This window comes from Thermoflexus sp., assembly GCF_034432235.1.
GTDB lineage: Bacteria > Chloroflexota > Anaerolineae > Thermoflexales > Thermoflexaceae > Thermoflexus.
The window spans coordinates 1-17,012 of sequence record NZ_DAOUCJ010000048.1 but is presented as its reverse complement, the minus strand read 5'-3'; the positions used below and the strand labels follow the sequence as shown (position 1 = coordinate 17,012).

16 protein-coding genes and 1 pseudogene are annotated in these 17,012 nt (G+C 64.6%); 3 read left to right on the top strand and 14 right to left on the bottom strand.

The features are described 5' to 3' along the window. Positions 1 to 26: 26 nt before the first annotated feature. The gene (locus tag VAE54_RS05580; RefSeq protein WP_322800954.1) at positions 27 to 773 is read right to left on the bottom strand and encodes a class I SAM-dependent methyltransferase; all 747 of its coding nucleotides are present in this window, start codon (positions 771 to 773) and stop codon (positions 27 to 29) included. A gap of 213 nt (positions 774 to 986) precedes the next feature. Here VAE54_RS05580 and VAE54_RS05575 point away from each other — a divergent pair, with 213 nt between their 5' ends. After that, complete coding sequence (locus VAE54_RS05575) at positions 987 to 2,321, top strand: cytochrome ubiquinol oxidase subunit I (RefSeq protein ID WP_322800953.1); 1,335 nt, start codon at positions 987 to 989, stop codon at positions 2,319 to 2,321. Further along, on the top strand, positions 2,321 to 3,373 hold the full coding sequence (locus VAE54_RS05570; RefSeq protein WP_322800952.1) for a hypothetical protein: 1,053 nt from the start codon (positions 2,321 to 2,323) through the stop codon (positions 3,371 to 3,373). The genes VAE54_RS05575 and VAE54_RS05570 overlap by 1 nt, the downstream gene beginning before the upstream one ends. Before the next feature lie 120 nt (positions 3,374 to 3,493). On the opposite strand, the gene VAE54_RS05565 is transcribed toward VAE54_RS05570, so the two are convergent. The 7 genes from VAE54_RS05565 to VAE54_RS05535 all read right to left on the bottom strand — a co-directional run bounded on the left by VAE54_RS05565 (position 3,494) and on the right by VAE54_RS05535 (position 12,531). After that, on the bottom strand, positions 3,494 to 7,114 hold the full coding sequence (locus VAE54_RS05565; protein ID WP_322800951.1) for a 5'-nucleotidase C-terminal domain-containing protein: 3,621 nt from the start codon (positions 7,112 to 7,114) through the stop codon (positions 3,494 to 3,496). Between the two features lie 48 nt (positions 7,115 to 7,162). Continuing rightward, complete coding sequence (locus tag VAE54_RS05560; RefSeq protein ID WP_322800950.1) at positions 7,163 to 8,050, bottom strand: trypsin-like serine protease; 888 nt, start codon at positions 8,048 to 8,050, stop codon at positions 7,163 to 7,165. Between the two features lie 50 nt (positions 8,051 to 8,100). After that, positions 8,101 to 8,310, bottom strand: coding sequence for a hypothetical protein (locus tag VAE54_RS05555; RefSeq protein WP_322800949.1), 210 nt, complete (start codon positions 8,308 to 8,310; stop codon positions 8,101 to 8,103). A 30-nt stretch (positions 8,311 to 8,340) separates the two neighbouring features. Next, a complete protein-coding gene (locus VAE54_RS05550; protein ID WP_322800948.1) occupies positions 8,341 to 8,631 on the bottom strand; it encodes a GYD domain-containing protein in 291 nt (96 codons plus the stop codon). A 72-nt stretch (positions 8,632 to 8,703) separates the two neighbouring features. Beyond that, complete coding sequence (locus VAE54_RS05545; RefSeq protein WP_322800947.1) at positions 8,704 to 10,425, bottom strand: sialidase family protein; 1,722 nt, start codon at positions 10,423 to 10,425, stop codon at positions 8,704 to 8,706. Positions 10,426 to 10,798: 373 nt separating this feature from the next. Beyond that, positions 10,799 to 11,470, bottom strand: a complete 672-nt coding sequence (locus VAE54_RS05540; RefSeq protein WP_322800946.1) for a hypothetical protein — start codon at positions 11,468 to 11,470, stop codon at positions 10,799 to 10,801. A 59-nt stretch (positions 11,471 to 11,529) separates the two neighbouring features. Next, complete coding sequence (locus VAE54_RS05535) at positions 11,530 to 12,531, bottom strand: alkaline phosphatase family protein (protein ID WP_322800945.1); 1,002 nt, start codon at positions 12,529 to 12,531, stop codon at positions 11,530 to 11,532. A gap of 489 nt (positions 12,532 to 13,020) precedes the next feature. Between VAE54_RS05535 and VAE54_RS05530 the strand changes: the two genes are divergently transcribed. Continuing rightward, positions 13,021 to 14,097 carry a right-handed parallel beta-helix repeat-containing protein gene (locus tag VAE54_RS05530; RefSeq protein ID WP_322800944.1) on the top strand — a complete coding sequence of 359 codons (1,077 nt, stop codon included), beginning with the start codon at positions 13,021 to 13,023 and terminating at the stop codon, positions 14,095 to 14,097. Positions 14,098 to 14,159: 62 nt separating this feature from the next. Here the strand turns inward: VAE54_RS05530 and VAE54_RS05525 are convergent, their stop codons facing one another. The 6 genes and pseudogenes from VAE54_RS05525 to VAE54_RS05500 all read right to left on the bottom strand — a co-directional run. Further along, entirely contained in the window at positions 14,160 to 14,687 is a 528-nt protein-coding gene (locus VAE54_RS05525; RefSeq protein WP_322800943.1) for a HEAT repeat domain-containing protein, read from the bottom strand. Between the two features lie 11 nt (positions 14,688 to 14,698). Next, positions 14,699 to 14,947: a type II toxin-antitoxin system RelE family toxin gene (locus VAE54_RS05520; RefSeq protein WP_322800942.1), complete on the bottom strand. Its 249-nt coding sequence runs from the start codon at positions 14,945 to 14,947 to the stop codon at positions 14,699 to 14,701. Between the two features lie 140 nt (positions 14,948 to 15,087). Continuing rightward, complete coding sequence (locus VAE54_RS05515; protein WP_322800941.1) at positions 15,088 to 15,297, bottom strand: hypothetical protein; 210 nt, start codon at positions 15,295 to 15,297, stop codon at positions 15,088 to 15,090. A 35-nt stretch (positions 15,298 to 15,332) separates the two neighbouring features. Then, positions 15,333 to 15,530, bottom strand: coding sequence for a twin-arginine translocase TatA/TatE family subunit (locus tag VAE54_RS05510; RefSeq protein ID WP_322800940.1), 198 nt, complete (start codon positions 15,528 to 15,530; stop codon positions 15,333 to 15,335). Positions 15,531 to 15,727: 197 nt separating this feature from the next. Beyond that, positions 15,728 to 16,318 (bottom strand): DUF5666 domain-containing protein, encoded by a 591-nt coding sequence (locus VAE54_RS05505; RefSeq protein WP_322800939.1) that lies wholly within the window; start codon positions 16,316 to 16,318, stop codon positions 15,728 to 15,730. Between the two features lie 135 nt (positions 16,319 to 16,453). Next, positions 16,454 to 17,012: pseudogene (locus VAE54_RS05500) on the bottom strand (hypothetical protein); the annotation flags it as partial.

The window sequence follows — 17,012 nt, the reverse complement described above, 5'->3', positions numbered from 1 at the left end:
CAAGCCGTTGCCCTACTCATCGAGGCTCAACCGCGCGAGTCCTGTTCCACCTTTTCCACAACCATAAAATGGGAAAGGCCCAATCGGTTCATGGGGGTGTGTTCGAGGAAATCGGCCAGGCGGCGCAGGAGACGGCCCATCCCAGGATATCGCCGCTCGATCCGATCGAAGGCGGGGAAAATCCGCGTGTGATAGAGGACCCGGACAGGAAGGCCGGCGAAGAGGCGACGCAGGGCGCGGCCGCTGTAGGCCCGCACATGAGGCGCCAGACGCCGGCGCAAGGGGTCCGGCAGGTAGTTGATGAGCGGGGTGTTCCCGAAGTGGTAACGCCCTCGCCAGTAGTGCCCATGGGTCTCAAAGGGGAACCAGCGGTTGGGACAGAACAGGAGGATACGGCCGCCGGGTCGCAGCACACGGACCATCTCGGCCACCGCGCGGCGGTCATCGGCCACGTGCTCGATGACCTCGTGGGAAAGCACCACGTCGAACGTGTTATCGGAGTAGGGGAGGGCTTCGGCGGCGGCCACGACCAGGAGGCGGATCCCGCGCGCCTGCGCCTCGCGCAGGTATGCCTCCTCGATGTCCAGCCCATAGACCTCGGGGGTGAACGCCCGCAAAGCCTCCACATACATCCCGACCCCGCATCCATCCACCAGAACGCGGGCGTCCTCGAGGCGAGCGAACTGCCGCATGAGCGTCAGGCGGCGCGCCTGCCCTGGGCCCCAGATCAGGCTGGGCACCCCCCGCTGTGCGGCTTTCTCCAGCGAGATCATCCGGAGAGACCTCCATGGCTGGGCCCGGGGGATCCCGGGGCGCGATCGCAACCGGTGGCTGCTCTATTATAGAGCGGCTTTTTTGACGAGGTCCCCAGGAGGATGTAACCTGACCAGGGGGCCACCACAGGATGGCGGGGCGGGTTCGACCGCCTTCGGTCGAAACGTCCTCAGGGGTGGGCGGGATTCCAGAGATCGCCTCAGGAGGTCCATATGGAATACCCGGTGTGGGTGGTTCCCTTCCTCACGGCTCCGATGCTGATCCCCCTGGTGGCCATCCCCCATGTGATCGTGGCCCAGTTCGCTGTCGGAGGCGGCTTTCTTCTGGCCGATGGGGTGGCGTGGGCTTACCGGCATAACCGGAGGGATGCCCTGGATTACCTGCGGGATCTGGCCCGCTTCTTCGTGCTGCTGACCATTGTGTTTGGGGCCATCACCGGCGTGGGGATCTGGTGGACCATTGGCCTGACCTCGCCGGAGAGCACCAGCGCCCTCATCCATGTGTTCGTCTTCGGTTGGGCTACGGAATGGGTGGTCTTCGTCCTGGAGATCGTCTCCGCCTTCGCCTTTTACTACCTCTGGGATCGCCTGAGGCCGCGGGAACATATGGCGATGGGATGGATCTACGCCGCCTCCGCCTGGCTCAGCCTGGCGCTGATCACAGGCATCACCGCCTTCATGCTGACCACCGGGCGCTGGACTCCGGAATCGAATTTCTTCGCGGCCTTCTTTAATCCCTCTTTCCTGCCCCAGGTGCTGATCCGCACCGGAGGCTCTCTCGCCATCGCCGCCCTCTGGATCGGGGTGCATCTCTCCTTCCGGGCCTCCGAAGGGCTGCGGGACGAACTGGTCCCCCGCATCTCCCGCTGGGCCATCGCCGGGATGTTCCTCATCCTGATCGGCGGGATCGGGTATTTCGCTGTGCTCCCCGATCACGCCCGCCTCAACGTGATCCGCGCCCCGCTCCTGCTGATCATGACGGCGCTGAACTTCGGCGCGACGCTGACCGCCCTGGCCGCTTTCGGCCTGGGTTACCTCCGCGGAGGGCGCTGGATCAACCCGCCCGAAGCGATCCTGATGCTCCTCATCGGCATCGTGGCCATCACCAGCGGGGAGTTCCTCCGCGAAGGGGCGCGTAAGCCCTACCGCATCGAACGCTACATTTTCTCCCCGGGCATCCGGGTGGCGGAGGCCCCCCGCCTGCAGCAGGATGGCCTGATCGCTCATTCCCCCTGGCTCCAGCTCTATCTGCGGGAGACAATGGGATTATCCGAGGAGGAACTCCGCGACCCGGCCCGCCTCCCGGAGCCTCAGAAGGTCCGGGTCGGCGAGGCCCTCTACGTGTATCACTGCTCCGCCTGTCATGCGCTGGACGGCTACAACGGGATGCGGCCGCTGATCCAGCCATGGACTCCCGAGATGCTAGCGGACGCGGTCCGGCACCTGCATCGGACCAACCCGGCTATGCCCCCCTGGCTGGGGAACGAAGCGGAGCGCGAGGCCCTGATCGCTTACCTGATCCGTCTGCAGCAAGGAGGAGAACCGTGATGCCGCCGATCCCGAAACCGGACCCGCTGGGGATGCCGATCCCCATCGGCTATCTGTTTGCCCTGAAGGTGTTCGGCTTTTTCCTTCACATGGTGTTTATGAACCTGTGGCTCGCTGGGCTTCCAGTGGCCATCGCCCTGTCCCGGAGCCGTCCCCGGGTCTCGGAGCGCCTGTTCGTCGTCATGCCCTTCGCCATGGCCTTCGGGATCAACGCAGGGATCGTCCCCCTGCTCTTCCTGCAGACGCTCTATCCTCAGTTCTTCTACCCAGCCACTATCCTGCAGGCCTGGTTCTGGTTCCTGATCATCCCCCTCCTCCTGATGGCCTACACGGCCGTCTATGCGGCGGCCTTCGGGCGCTGGCGGATCGCCGCCAGCCTGATCGCCGCGGGGCTTCTCACCTGGATCGGTTTCCAGTTCTCGGCCGCGATGAGCCTCACGGCCCGGCCGGAGCGCTGGCCCGCCCTTTTCCAGATCGCCACCTCCGCTGGCGGAGTGCACGGCTTGACGATTTATCTGGATCGGGAGGCCCTCCTCCGCCTGGGATTGATGACCGGGATGGCTTTGGGGACCGTGGGGGCGTTCCTAACGCTCCTTGCGGAGATCGACCGGAAGGATCCTCGCTTTCGAGAGGAGGCCCGCCCGCTCGTCCCGATTCTCTTCACCCTCGGCCTGGGCCTCTTCGGGCTGGCCGGCAGCCAGTATGTTCCGATGGTAACGGATCGGCTGCCTGTGGCCCTGCAGCTTCTGGCCGGGGCCAGCATGCCCATCGCCTGCGCCGCCGCCTGGCTGTATCGAGCCCGGCCCGGTCGGGCGACGGCCATCGCCCTGGCGATCCTCCAGAGCGGGGTCCTCCTGAGCAACGCCACCGCCCGCCAGGTTGTCCAGGCCGCCGAGCTCGGCGCATGGGTGGATCTGCGGCAGGTTCCGGTGCGGGGCGAGTGGGGAAGCTTCGGGATGTTCCTCGCGGCGCTGCTGATCGGGCTGGGCGTCCTGGGATGGATCCTGCGAACAGTATGGATCCGGTTGTGGGAAGCGGCTTCCAGGGGATAAAAAATGGGGGCCACGCCGGTGATCTTCAGCATCCGGAGTGGCCCCTTAGGCAATGTCCTTAGAGCGCACGCCCCTGAGCACAGCTCCAGGAGCATGATCTTCCCGAACAGAGAATTCCCTCTACGGTGTCACCGTGGGGCAGCCGGTGCCGTTGCAGACAATGCGGCCCTGAATGGCCGGGGCCACCGGGCTGGCGGCCTGGATGTAAGCTTCCAGGACCTGATCCATCAGTTCCCGGGTGGCCGCCCGGCTGATCAGCACCGGATAGCCGTCCCCCCCGGAGGCCATGAAGTCGTTCATGGCGATGGTGTAGGCCGCGGCCGACGAGAAGTCCACCGCAGGCCCGGTGCAGGAGCCGTCAGCCGCCTGACGGACCGCGCTTATGACCCGGCTGCCGGACGGCGCATTGATGTCATAGGTGAAGCAGAGGCCGGAAACCTGGGGGAAGCGGCCATCCGGGGAAGGCATGCGGGAGACACCGTTCTCCAGGATGGCTTTGAGCTCGGCGCCGTTGACCTGGAGCGTGACCACCGCGTTGCCGAAGGGCAACACCTCCAGGATGTAGCCCCGCCGGATATTGAAGAACCCGGTCCCCGCATCCACATCGCCTGAGCGGGTGAGGTCCGCCCGCAGGCCGCCCGAGTTGATGACGGCGAAGTCCACCCCGTAAGTGAACCGCATGGCGTCCGTCACCAGGTTCCCGATCCTCGACTCACAGGTGCGGCCCAGCGGGTTCCCGCAGGCGTCCGCCCGCGGGATGGCGACCTTGGAGAGGCCAACGACCTGGTTGAGGATGGGCGCAAGCTCCGCCTGCAGTTCAGCCAACCGGGCCTGGATGGCCGGATCGGGAGCCATGCCGATGTTCCACGGTTTATGAAAGTCCGCCGTCTTATAGATGGCAGCCTTTGTGTTCGCATCCACAATGATACGGATGCGGGTGAAGCGGATTCCCTTGCTTCGATTCTCCACCACCAGGACTCCGCTGGGCCGCACTGCATTGACCTGGAAATCCGTATGATCGCCGATCACCACATCCACACCGTGCAACGCATCTGCAAAATCAATCAGGGGACCTGTAGGAGCGGTGATCGTCCCACCGGTGGCGCCCAGATGCCCCATGGCGATGATCGTGCGGATCCCCATCCTCCGGAGCCGATCCACCTCCTGCTGCGTCGTGGTCACCGGATCCAGGACGATGAAGTTTTCCAGACGCCCAGGGAAGATCAATTGAGGAATATCCGGGTTGCTGAAGCCCACCACCCCCACCTTGGCTGCGTCGAATTCAAAAACGTGGGAAGGCTTCCACTCCGGCGGCGGGCGGAGTGTGTCGCGGTCGACGATGTTGGACGAAAGATACGGGAAGGTCGCCAGAGGGATCAACACAGTGCGCAGGTAGGTGGCCCCCCGATCGAAGTTGTGGTTGCCCAGACCATCGGCGCTGAAGCCCATGAGGTTCATCATCTCAATGGTTGGCCGATCGCCGAAGAAGTTCGAGATCGGCGGTGTAGCCCCCACCGAGTCGCCACCAGCTACTGTGATCGTCCCATCCCGTGCCTCCAATCGATAGCGATCGAACCAGGCCTTCAGGAACGCCGCTCCCCCTATGGCGAAGGAAGGGCCCACCGTGTCCGCTCGCTCAGAGAGCGGGAGTAGATGGCCATGGTAATCGGAGATGTTAAGCACAGTGATTTCCTTCCACTGGCCAGGCCGTTCGAAGATCTCGTAGAGGATGCGGCCGCTGGCGTTCATAGGACCGGGTATCCCCAGATAGAAGGCGATCGTGGGGGCGAAATCGATTGCCCGCACGCCCGGAACTGTGCGATGACGAATGCCCGGCCCTGCGGCGAGGAAAACGGCGCGCATGTTGATGTTGTGCTCCAGATCCACCAGGTCGGGCATGTAGCCGTGCTGTCCGAAGAAGGGAGCGTCAGCGATCTTCACGCCCGGCGTGGCTGCATCGAATTGATAGGGCGGGAAGAGGACCACCACCACATCCCCGCTGCGGTTGGGGTGCAGGGAGTCCCCGCCGGGAAGGTTCCGCAGCTCCTCTTTCCGGAAAATGCGGTCCACCACCTTCGCCGTGGGGTTGTCCGGATCGCGCAGATTCGCAAAGGCCTCGATGGCTGCATTGCGCACGTCCTCGTAGGTGATTCCGGCTGGCAACGAGGGGTTGACATAAATCTGCACCGTCCCGCCTGCCCAGCAGGCTTTAGCAAGATCTTGGCTGGTCGCAGCGCAGTTGCTGGTAGCTGTGGCCCCGCTGGCGTGCAGGGAGACGCCCTTCACGCTGGCCTCATACAGCACGCGGCGGGCGTTGACCGCTTTCCACTGGGGGGCGAAGCCGTGGTCTGAGGAGGCGAAGACAGCGGCGCCAGGCATTAGGCGACGGGCCAGCCCCAGGGTGGCGTCGGCCCCCTGGTAGGCGCGGCGGATGAAGCCCTCCCGGATCGCCACCCGGCCGTCCGGCACCCCATCCCGATCGGCGTCGTCATAGACCGGGTTCGGCGCGCCGTCAGGCGCCGTGGGAGTGATCAGGGCCATAAACTGATGGGAGAACTCATCGGTAACCGGGTAGCCCAGGAAGAGGACCTCCGTATCCGGCTGGGCGACAGTGAGAATGTATTCCAGGATGCGATGGTGGGCGTCCTCCCAGAACAGCCCCTGCTCCACGTAGGTCTCCTCATCTACCAGCCCGGCCTCCAGGGGCGCGAAGTCCGCCGCTGTGGCCGTCGGGAAATCCCGGGCCAGGGTCTCCTCAAAGGCCCGAGAGCCCGTCGGCCCCAGGGCGTTGAACGAGGCGTTGATGCGGGTCACCGAGGTGAAGTAGAGGCGGAAGCGCGAGAGATCCGGAGCGAGGTCGATGATCTTCACGTAGAAGCCGGCCGTCTGGCCTGCGCGGGCTCCTGTGAGGGTCACTTTGATATCCGCCCACTGGCCCCGGGCGAGGTTCGCAGCCACCACGCTCGCATCCTTGTCAACATCCAGGATCACCCGATCGTAGTTGGTGACCCCGTCGTCCGTGCTGTCATAGATCAGCACGTTATAGAAGCGATGGGGGTTGACCGCGGTGGCCGTGGAGGTGATCACCAGCACCGTCTCCATCGGCGGGCTGAAGGAAGGCGGGGCGTTCGTCCAGCCCGAGGCCGGACGGAGGTCCACCCGCTCGTAGTCCAGGCCAAAGGCCTGGGCTCCCGCCGGCTGGCCGGGGAGGTCATAGTTCACCAGCACCCCTCGCCGGGAGAAGGAGGTGCGGAAGTCCACCACCGGTCCCTGGAGAGGGGGATCCAGATTGCGGGCACCCACCCACTCCACGGAGGCGACCTTCTTCCCAGCCCGCTCCGCAGCCTGTAGCAGCGTGTCCGCCTGGAGGATGCCGAAGGTCGCGAAGGAGGTCCTGCTAGTGAAAGGCTCTCCAGTGCGGTGGAAGGTGTTGTTCGTCGAGCCGTGCTCGCCGGGCCCGGTCCCGGTCGCCAGGGTATACCAGCCCACCCCGGTGTTGGGCGGGAAGGCCTGGACCAAGCCGTTCTCTCCCACTGCCCCCCGGCGCAGGAGCTCGGCGAAGGTCGGCATGGCCCCTTCCCGCGCGTAGCGCTCCATCAGGTCCGGCCGCATGCCGTCGGCCGCGAAGATAATGATCTGGTTCACCGTCGGCTTGGTCGGTAGGGCTGAAGCGGCGGGCCCGGCCGGGGCTGCCCCGACCAGGATCATCGCCCCCACCGCCAGCGCGATCGCCCAGCGCATTCACGTGCGATGGGACATGAAATCCCCCTTTCTGGCAGCCCCCACGATTCACGGAGTGACCCCGAAGCCGGCCAGGAAGCCCAGGGAATCCGGAATGTCCGTCCGGTAGGCGAAGGCAGCGCCCTTACAGTTGGCGTTGAGAACGAAGGAATTGACACCAACGATCACCTCCTCCCCGCTCTCCGTCCGGTGCAGCACCGGGCCGCCGGAGTCGCCGAAACAGGTGCCGCCCGGGCCAACCCCCTTCCCGGGGCTGTTGGAATAATGGAGGTTGTAGCCGTCCGTCAGCGCGCTACGCAGATCCACCAGGCTGACAGTCCCCACATAGCGGGTCCGCTCGCCTTCCAGGACAGGCTTCACCAGCTGGAGGCCGTAGCCCACCACCGTGAACTCCACATTCTGCAACCCCCGCCGGGTCGCGAGGCGATCGAGATACCCTTCCGGCGCGATCCGGCCGTATTGACCCCGGGTGACCTCCGCTGGGATCGCCTTGCGGAATGTGACCACCCCGATGTCATGGGTGTTGGGGATCGTGAGATATCCGGTCCATCCCGGGTGGGCATGGGGCGTGCCCCAGAAGCCACCGCCGCATGGATACCCCTGGATCTTGGGGGTGCATGCCGTCCCCGGAGTCCACGCCGGGTCGACCGGGATGGGCCCCGGATCGAACCACACCTGAGCCCAGGAGGGCGCGAAACCGAGCTCTGGGTCAAAGCCGGTACAATGGCCAGCCGTCAGCAACACCGTGGGGGAGATCAGGGATCCGGTGCACCGCCAGAGGGGAACCTTATGTTCGTCATAGAAGACCACCAGGCCCACATAGGGATGGCCATATCCATCGGGCTGGCCGTATTGCACAGCTACAGCAGGGGCAACGTGGAACAGCCCCACAACCCCCAGAAGCCATGCCAGGATCAACAGGATGCGAAACTTCATAGAAGCCTCCGCCATGGTCAGGATGGACTTGCTTCTCCACATGGGGGGATTTACGGCTTCCTTTCCCGATCCACCCGCAGCCACCAGGGGACTCGCAGGGTCTTCCCGCCACAGGTGAAAACCAGATCGCCCTCATAGTCCCCGGTGGGCAGGACCCGGCCGCCGGACATCGAGAGGGTGACCATGGCCGTGCCGCCGACGCAGCGGCACGGCCGCGCTGGATGCCACCCCGGAAGCGTAAGCCTGACGATAAGCCCCAAACGACAGCTCCGCCGGAGCTTTCACAGCGTTTACGGCGCAATAGCCTTGAAACGCTCCCAGGGGATGAGCACCCAGGTCTCGGTGGTGGCATGGCCCAGGGTGCGGATCACCGCGCTGGCCCGGGCAGCCACTTCCTCATTGGGGGCCTCGATGATGTCCAGGTAATCGCATGGCCCGAGGACAGCGTAACTGGCCACCCAGCGGGCTTCCGGGACCTGGGCCTTGAGGGCCTCGCTCACCTTCGCGCCCAGCTCCTGGATCGCCCCCGGGCGGGCGAGGGCTTCCGGAGAGAGCCGGGTGAGAATGGCGTAGAGGGCCATCTCCCACCTCCTCTCAAATCCAAAGGGGAGGGGAAGAGAGCAACCCCCTCCCCTCCCCGATCGCCTCAGGCTTCACGGTCCGACGATCGCGAAGAAGATATCCGAATCCGTCTTGCCCGGCCGAACGCCTGTCCAGACCGGGAAGGAGAAGCCGCGGAAGTCAATGGCCAGGCCGTTGTAGTCCCCGATAAACCGGCCGGTCCCGAAGAACGCATCGTCGAAGTTCGAGGCAAAATCCGAGACCCGGATCTCCGTCCAGGTCTGACCGCCATCCCATGAGCGGGCGAGGTAGGTATGCGCCCGCTTGTTCTCCGGATCGTCCCGCCGGTCGTAGAACACCACGTCCACCCGGCCATCCGGGGCCACGGCCACCCATGGGAACCACTGGTCCCGGTCGTTGCCCACCGGGTCCTGGTTCACCCGGACCGGCGGGCTCCAGGTGCGGCCGCCATCGGTGGACTTGCTGAGGAAGACATCGGTGTCCGTAGCCTTGCCTGCCGGGCATGGGTACCCGTCCGCCCGGCTGCCGACGAAAGTCGGGAAGGGGAACTCCCCTGCATGGCGGCGGTTGTCCGACCAGACCAGATAGAGATGGCCTGTGCGGGGATCGACCGCGATGTTGCCCGCGGAGTTCACCCGGAAGTTGCTGTTGCACAGGGTCTGGCGGCCATCCTGGTTGATCGGGTAATCGTTCAACCCATCGAAGAGATCCGCCACCTTAAAGGGACCTTCGATCTGGAAGGTGTCGGGGTTCACCCGGACCACCAGATACTGATTTCGGAAGCCATCGGCAGCGCCCTGGAACTGTTCGTTTTCGAAAGCGACCACCAGGGTGCCATCGGGCATCACCACCGGGATGGAGAACTGGTTCTCATCGCACTCCCCCGGCGGCCCGGAGACCTGGGTGCGGCAGAGCGCAGGGTTGGAGCCGCTGATCTCGATGGGATCGGAGAACGTCACCCCGTTGTCGTCGGAGTAGGCCATCATGATCGGGGATTCCTTATACTGGCCGTTGGCGAAGAAGAACCGCGTCCAGGTCACATAGATCCGCCCATCGTGGGGACCGCCCGTGTTATCCACCGTGATGAACTCCTTATCATGGAACACCGTGCAGTTCTGGGCGCTGGCCCAATAGACCACCGTGAAAAGCCCTTTGGGTGGGGCCAGCGGGGGAACCATGGGGCGGGTCCAGGTGCGGTCATTGTCCAGGGAGCGATAGACGAAGACCCCGTTCTCGCAGAACGTGACGCTGAAGCCAAGGGAGGCCATGTAGACGACCGGCCGCCGCACCCGGCCGCGAGTGAAACCATAAGCGAGGGCCGGATCCCCGGTCCCGATGGGCGCTTCGAGGAGGAACTGGGAGCCGGAGCCGCCCTTGCCGAAGAGGAGCGGGAACGGTGGGAAATAGTTGACGCCCTCGCTGTTGTAAACGCCGGTGCCGATGGGAACCCCGATACCATAGTCGTTGGCGCCGATCACCCAGGTGCCGGTGAGCACGGGATGGGTGGCGATGGTGGTTTCGTTCTGCGGGCGACGGTTCCAGTCGGCGTTGGCCTGGAGGGCAGCGGGGGAGAGGGCCTCGAGGGCCGCCTGTTGGGCCTCCCAGCGGATCAGCTCCGCCAGGTCCTCCGCGCCCAGCTCGTTCTCCCGGGCGAACCGTGAGAACAGGGCAGGCTGCGAAAGCGGAGGGCCTTTGCGTGGAGGAACGACGGGGGCAGCACTCGAGCGGGGGATGAAACCGAGGACAAGCATCAGGGCCATCAGGCTCGCTACCGCTATCCGACGGAACGCCATAGGCGCCTCCTTTCCGGGATCTGGGAATCCGTCCCTTCGACGCGCCCTCCAAAATCTATTATATGCAAATTTCAAGGTCCATGGGTTCGAAAATGGTTTCATATGGTTAAAATATTTTAACTTATTGCTTCTCATCCGAATGAAGGGGCATTTTGAAAGGGAATTCGCATCGCAGCGGTGGCTTCGTCGTTAGAGGGAGGAGACAGGCGTATAGAGGTTCTCGCAGAGGGTATGGCCATCGTCGGCGGCCATACCCTGCGATCGCCATGAGAGGGGATCGCTTTTCCGTCCCCCATCAACTGGCCTGCACGGGCTCGCTTTACGGCAGGTGCTTCAACACGTAAAGCCCGAACGACGATTCCAGTTCGGATCCTCAGCGGTCCGCTCCGCGGGATCCCCGCCGGGGGAGGGCTTGAGGGATCCAGCGCCCGGCGCGGCCGATGCTGGCTCCCAGCAGCGGCCCGATCAGCGCCATCGGCAGGCCCACGGGATCCGGCAAGCCCGGGAGATCCAGGTAGAAGGCGCTCAGGGTCAGCAGATCCAGGTAATACTTGAACCCCCATCCCAGATCGGGCAATCCCCAACGGAAAGAAACCCCATAGGCCCAGTAGAAGAGCAACACCTGCAGGGCGAAAGCCAGCGCGATCCCCCCGTAGGCCCGCAGGATCCCCTCAAAGGCCTCGCCCCAGCGACGCCCTTTCCAGATCCCGATGAGCAGGGCCACCACCCCTAATCCCAGCAACGCGTCCAGGATCCGGGCTATAAAGAAGGCCTCGATCTGGGCCTCCGTGTTGAAGACGGAGAGGGACCAGCGATAGCCGCGCCCGAAGTAAAGCCCCCACACGATCCCGAGGAAGACCAGCGTCCCCACCAGGATGGCCCCCCGATGGGGAGGCCGGAATAGGAGCGCGGCGATCAGCGCGATCAACGCCAAGCCGAGCAGGGCCACGGGGGTCCGCCCCAGGCGGTCCCGCCCGAGCCGATCCGCATATGCCCGGTCCAGCGCCCGGCTCGCCTCCCGATCAAAGGCCGGAAGGTCCCCCACCGTCCTCACGTCTGGGAGGCGCGTGGGCGGGCGCCCCAGGACCTGCTCGATCCGGTGGATCAGCAGAGTTCGCTGCTGCGCGGAAGCCCGAGCAATGGCATCCAGCGCCTCCGGCGGCCCCTCCAGGGCCCCATCAGGGGGCGACCCATGGCATGGACCGGGATGGGGATCCCCAGCAGCGCCGCAACCGTGGGCGCGATATCCGCCTGGGTCCCCTGCCCTTCCACCCCCACGCGGATCCCCTTCCCGGCCATCACCAGAGGGACTTCCTTCACGATGGGCTCCCAGCCTCCATGTCCCCCGGTGTCGATGTGGCCGTGATCGGTCGTCACGATCAGAGTTCCGCGACGCAGGTCCATCGCCGCCGCCACACGGGCCAGCCGCTCATCGGTCCGCCGGACGATCTCCCGATAGGCGGGGGAAGCGCCGCCGAAGGCGTGGCCGTATTCATCCGGTCCGGCGAAGTAAATCAGAATCAGACGGGCCTGCGGATCCTTCAACAGATCCAGCCCGCGCGCCAGGATCGCCTCGTCCAGGCGATCCACCTCCTCCGGCCGCTCCAGCGGCACATCGGGCACCTCCAGGCGATCGAACCCGGGGCCGAAGAGCTCCCCCCAGCCGCCGGTGCCCGCGCCGACCACGCGAAGGCCTGCCCGGCGGGCCTCCTGGAACACCGAATCCACCGGGACGGGGCCCTGGAACCAGTTGGTGGTGACGCCGCTCAGGCTCTGCCAGGCCCCGCTGCCGATGACGGTCCATCCCGGATAAGAAAGCGAGGGCTCGCCGACGCGGACGACATAACGGGCCCCGCGGCCCGCCAGCTGCTGGAGGGTCGGCATGGCCGCAGCCGCCGTATCCCGGCGCAACCCATCGATGACCACCAGGACCACCCGGTCGGTGAGCGGGGGCGTGGGAGGCGGCGGCGGGAGCTCCACGCCCAGATAGGGGCTCCGGTATTCCACCACGCTGTTCCAGGAGAAGAGGGCCCATCGAACGGCCCCCCAGCCGAGGGCGCTCAAGGCCACAATCAGCAGAACATGGCCTCCCAGACGCTGCCCCATCGATGTTCCTCCACAGGAGATGGATTCCGGCCGTTCGGCCGCACAGTAAGGATCCTTAGGGCCCAAAACAATTTCTAACTATTCGTATGTGATCATCCAACCCCCCTTATTTATACAATGAATAAATCGAAAACCGGACGTAATTTCGAAGATGCCTGACGGAGCTCTCCATCCAGATCGACCACCTCGAATCCTTCTCCGGAGGAGCCGCCGTGGTTCGGTCTCTTGCCTCGATGATGATCCTTGCCCTTGCCGTGTTTATGCTTTTTCTCCTTGGGACCGGGAGATCGAACCCCCATCCCCAACAGCTCTGGGTGGATGATGATGGAACCGTCGGAGCCGCCAGCCGTTCATGGGAAGGCACGGATACGGCTTACTTCAGTATTCAAGCGGCGCGGGATGGGGATGAGATCATAGTTTGCCCCGGGATCTATGTCGAGCAGATCACCATCCACCGGAACCAGCTCTCGATCCACATCTTTCGATCGATTGGCGCTGGATCCGAGCCCGGATACCATCCTGCGGCCGGCGGAGCTGGCCCCCGCAGGGGTGTGGATCCTCGGCGATGGGAACACCTTCGAAGGCTTCGTGGTGGAGGATAAAGCCCCGGATCCCCCGGCGCATCCTCACCCCCACACGCTCATCCTCGTTCAGGGGGATCGCAACATCATCCGGGCCAATCGCCTGATCGGCCGTGGAAACGCGGGCCAGCCCGATGAGGACATTATCGTGCACGGGGCGGATGTGGGCAATGGTGTTGCGGAGGGCAATCAGGTGGTTGAAAACGAGATCCTGAACCTTGCCGGCCATGGGATCCGAGGTTTCAGCCTCGCGCCAGGCCAAGCGGCTTACTGGACCACCGTGGCTCGCAACCAGGTGCATGACAACGCCGGCAGCGGCATTACCGTCGATCGCTCGCCCTACACGCAGGTGGAGCACAACCGCCTAACCCGCAACGGCATCGCCCTATCCTTCAACAGCGAGGCCTCTTTCCCCGGGACCGGAACGGTTTTCCGATGCAATGAAATTACAGGGAACGCCATGGGGGCGCGGAACGCAGCGACCGATGGGACCGTGATGGCCGCGGAGTTCAACGGGTGGGGGAACGCATCAGGTCCCCTGCATGACCTGCGCAACCCCTTCGGCGGAGGGGATCGAGCAGGCGATCATATCGATTTCGAGCCCTGGTTGAGCGAACCGCCCGGGCCGGTTTGTCCGCTGCTCCGGATCCGCATCGATGTCCAGCCGGGAACCGTCCCTAATCGCATTCCGCTCAACCGCCCGGTGGTCCTGCCGGTCGCCATCCTCTCGGAGCCCGGTTTCATGGCCACAGTGGATCTGGATCGGACCCGTATGACCTTCGGCCCAACCGGGGCTGAGGCTCCCGTGGTGAACTGTCAAACGACCGCAGGGGATCTCAATGGGGATGGGCTGGCGGACCTTCTTTGTTATTTCCGGGTTGATCAGATGGGCTTCCGCCCGGAGCACACCGTAGGCGTGCTCCGGGGGCAAACCCGGGAGGGCGTGCCCGTTGAGGGGCGGGACGCCGTTCAAGTTGTTCCGTAAGGGGGCTGCTGAAAGCGGCCTTCCCTTTTACAGCCTGCTCGATCCAGCTCAACATCTCGGTTTCACAAGGCAGGGCCTGATCGAAGCAAACCCAGGCTCATCAACGCCTGCTGAGCTGCCGGCGGGACCTGCAGAGTGGGTTCCAGGCCCTCCAGGGCCTGCAGAACCGGGCGAAGGGCGGATTCCCATGGTCCTGTCGTCAGCGCTTTCAACACGTGATGGGCGCCCTGGCGAAGCCATGCGGAGTCGGAATGATGAACCAGCGCCTCCAGCAGCGGGCGCAGGCTGGCTTCCCCCAGGCTCACCAGCCCCTCCGCGGCCATCCATCGAATGCCGGGGTCCGGGTCATCCATCAGGATCTGGACCAGCCGATCCGCCACCTGCGGATCCCGGATTTCTACCAGCGTTCGGGTGATCTCCCAGCGGAGGGAATCATCGGCCTGGGCCCTGGCCGCCCAGAGTGCCTCCACAACTTGAGCTCCCCTGGCCACCAGCGCTCGGCGGGCAGCATGCACAGCCGCATCATCTGCGCTGCTCAGCGCCATGAGATATTCCGATATTTCGGAGCTGGATCCTTGCATCTCGGCCATCTCCTCCCTCCTCAGCGATATGCATCATTTCGCTTTCGAATCTCCAGGATCTGAAGCAGGCCAGGCCCCCGCTTCACATAGAGGCGATATTCTCCCGCCCGGCGGCTCAGGAGGAGCCCCCGATCATGCCGGATCTTGGTTAGTTGGGGGTTTATCTCCTCCGCCAGCGATGCCACATGCTCCAGGATCTGCTGACGATGCTTCTCCGGCAGCCGTTCCAGAGCCTTCAGTGCCTTCTTGGTGAATTGGATGGTGAGCATCGTCCCCTCACCCCATACAAAACGTTGATCACGGCTGACGAGGGCTCTGACCGATCAAGCCCCCCATCCATCGGCAACTCAATCGCTTCGTGGCGCGTGGGCAGATCAGGGAAGGCCCGCCCGTCTCCCAGGAGGCGAAATCAGCCCCAGGCGAACACGATCAAAAAGAAAAGCCCCATTAGGGCCAGGCCCAGACCCCCGATGAGGATCCAGCCCTCAATCCGCCAGAGCTCCGCAGGCCGGGTGCGGCAGCGCAACAGAAGCCAGCCGACGCTCAGCAAGCCAAGGGAAAGCGCCAGCCAGGCTCTGGAAAGCCAGAAAGCCGACACCGGCCACGGTCCGATCCGCATCATCACGGATCCCGACGAGGAATAGCCCGGCACAATCATGAAGAAGCGGGAGGTTCCGGAGGCTCCCGGCCCTGAGCATGAGGCATCTCGAGGGGTTCCTCCGTCAGACCGCGGCGAAACTCCCGAACGCTCTGGCCCAGCTCCCGAGCAATCGCCGATAGCCGGCCCGGGCCGAAGAGGAGCAGGGCCAGCAGCAAGATCAGCAATAGCTCTTCCGCACCGATACGGATCATCGCTGGCGCTCTCCTTTTCGCCCACCCCCTTGTTCTGGCCCTTTCTCTGCGGCGCGAAGGGCAGTGGGCAGAAAATAAAAAACATAAAAAACATTTAGAAGAGAGGGGCTGCCTCCAGAGGCCCACGCCCCTTGCATGCTCCGCCTTTCCAGGAGGAGCAGCCTGCCGTCTATCGCCAGAGCTCCAGGGAACAAACCTCACCGAGCTCGGCGAACCCGGCTCATGAGCGTGACATACCAGGTGTCATCGAAGTGGCCAACCCCCAGGGCATTCACCCGATCCCCCACCTTGAAATCGTTCAGGGTAGGGCTCTTCACCCCGGGGACGCGGAAGCGTGTTCGGTCATCCGTGAGCAGGTTTACTTTCCCCCTCGCCGTTTCCAGAACGAGACGGTTCCCCTTGATTTCCACAATGGTGCCATGGAAGGTCCGGACCGGCGGCCGGACGCCGATCCGCAGTGCCACCACCTTCCCGTCCGCCCGCGTCCCCACCACCAGCACGCGCTCGTCGGGATGAAGATCCGCCCACGTCGGCTTGCGGATCCCGACCACCAGCAGGGCCGTCTTATCCGTTCCGGAAACCTCCACCATCTCCCCTTTCGCTGTCTTCACGGTCAGCGTCTTCGCCCCCGGGTCCACTTTAGCGATCGTCCCCCGCACGATGACACGGGCAGGCGTGCGGGTCTGAGGAGCCCCCTGAGGCCAGGCCATCCCGGTTCCCCAGCTGAGAAGCAACAGGCCTCCGAGCGCCGCGCCAATGACCTTCTTCCACCGCTGCAACGCGCCCATGTTTCCCCCTTTCCTCAGGACTTCCCTCGCTGGGCCCAATACGGAAGATGGTCAGATCCCTTCCCGGATGTATAGGGGAGCAGGCAGGGCACCCTTCAATGCCTCGCCCGCTCCCCCCACCGTTCCGACGGGCTCTTACTTCTGGATCGGCATTCCATCCGGGCCGATCACATACCAGAGCTTGTTAAACCCCTGACCGTTGGTATCACCGGGTTTGGCGTCGCCCGAGAAGTAATAGAGCGGATGGCCGTTGTAGGTGACCTGAATGGTGCCATCCTTGCGGCGGATGGTGCCCAGCAGAGCCGCGTTCACCCCCGGGCCAGCGATCGGCCTGCCCGCGGTGAGGAAGGGCGGCCATCGCTGCGCACACTCCGCCTCGCAGGTGCTGGTGTTCTTCGGGTCGTTCATAAACACATAAAGGGTGAACCCCTGCTCATCGGTGAGGAACTTCCCCAGGGCCGCGCTCTGGCCCACCTTCACCGTGACCGCCTTGCTCGGCGTAGGCCGGGGCGTGGCCGTCGGGGTCGGCGTCTGCGTCGGAGTAGGCGTGGGCGCCTTCGTCGGGGTCATGGTTGGCGTCGGGCTGGGCGGCGCCTTCGTAGGGGTGGCGGGCGGCCGGGTGGGCGCGGGCGTCGGCGAAGGCGTGGCCCGGGCACAAGCCGTCATGGCCAGCAACGCAACGAACCCGAGTCCC

Excerpts from the sequence above, each read along its gene's own strand:
- VAE54_RS05580 (WP_322800954.1), bottom strand. The coding sequence starts at position 773 with ATGATCTCGCTGGAGAAAGCCGCACAGCGGGGGGTGCCCAGCCTGATC.
- VAE54_RS05575 (WP_322800953.1), top strand. The coding sequence starts at position 987 with ATGGAATACCCGGTGTGGGTGGTTCCCTTCCTCACGGCTCCGATGCTG.
- VAE54_RS05570 (WP_322800952.1), top strand. The coding sequence starts at position 2,321 with ATGCCGCCGATCCCGAAACCGGACCCGCTGGGGATGCCGATCCCCATC.
- VAE54_RS05565 (WP_322800951.1), bottom strand. The coding sequence starts at position 7,114 with ATGCGCTGGGCGATCGCGCTGGCGGTGGGGGCGATGATCCTGGTCGGG.
- VAE54_RS05560 (WP_322800950.1), bottom strand. The coding sequence starts at position 8,050 with ATGAAGTTTCGCATCCTGTTGATCCTGGCATGGCTTCTGGGGGTTGTG.
- VAE54_RS05550 (WP_322800948.1), bottom strand. The coding sequence starts at position 8,631 with ATGGCCCTCTACGCCATTCTCACCCGGCTCTCTCCGGAAGCCCTCGCC.
- VAE54_RS05545 (WP_322800947.1), bottom strand. The coding sequence starts at position 10,425 with ATGGCGTTCCGTCGGATAGCGGTAGCGAGCCTGATGGCCCTGATGCTT.
- VAE54_RS05535 (WP_322800945.1), bottom strand. The coding sequence starts at position 12,531 with ATGGGGCAGCGTCTGGGAGGCCATGTTCTGCTGATTGTGGCCTTGAGC.
- VAE54_RS05525 (WP_322800943.1), bottom strand. The coding sequence starts at position 14,687 with ATGGCCGAGATGCAAGGATCCAGCTCCGAAATATCGGAATATCTCATG.
- VAE54_RS05520 (WP_322800942.1), bottom strand. The coding sequence starts at position 14,947 with ATGCTCACCATCCAATTCACCAAGAAGGCACTGAAGGCTCTGGAACGG.
- VAE54_RS05515 (WP_322800941.1), bottom strand. The coding sequence starts at position 15,297 with ATGCGGATCGGACCGTGGCCGGTGTCGGCTTTCTGGCTTTCCAGAGCC.
- VAE54_RS05510 (WP_322800940.1), bottom strand. The coding sequence starts at position 15,530 with ATGATCCGTATCGGTGCGGAAGAGCTATTGCTGATCTTGCTGCTGGCC.
- VAE54_RS05505 (WP_322800939.1), bottom strand. The coding sequence starts at position 16,318 with ATGGGCGCGTTGCAGCGGTGGAAGAAGGTCATTGGCGCGGCGCTCGGA.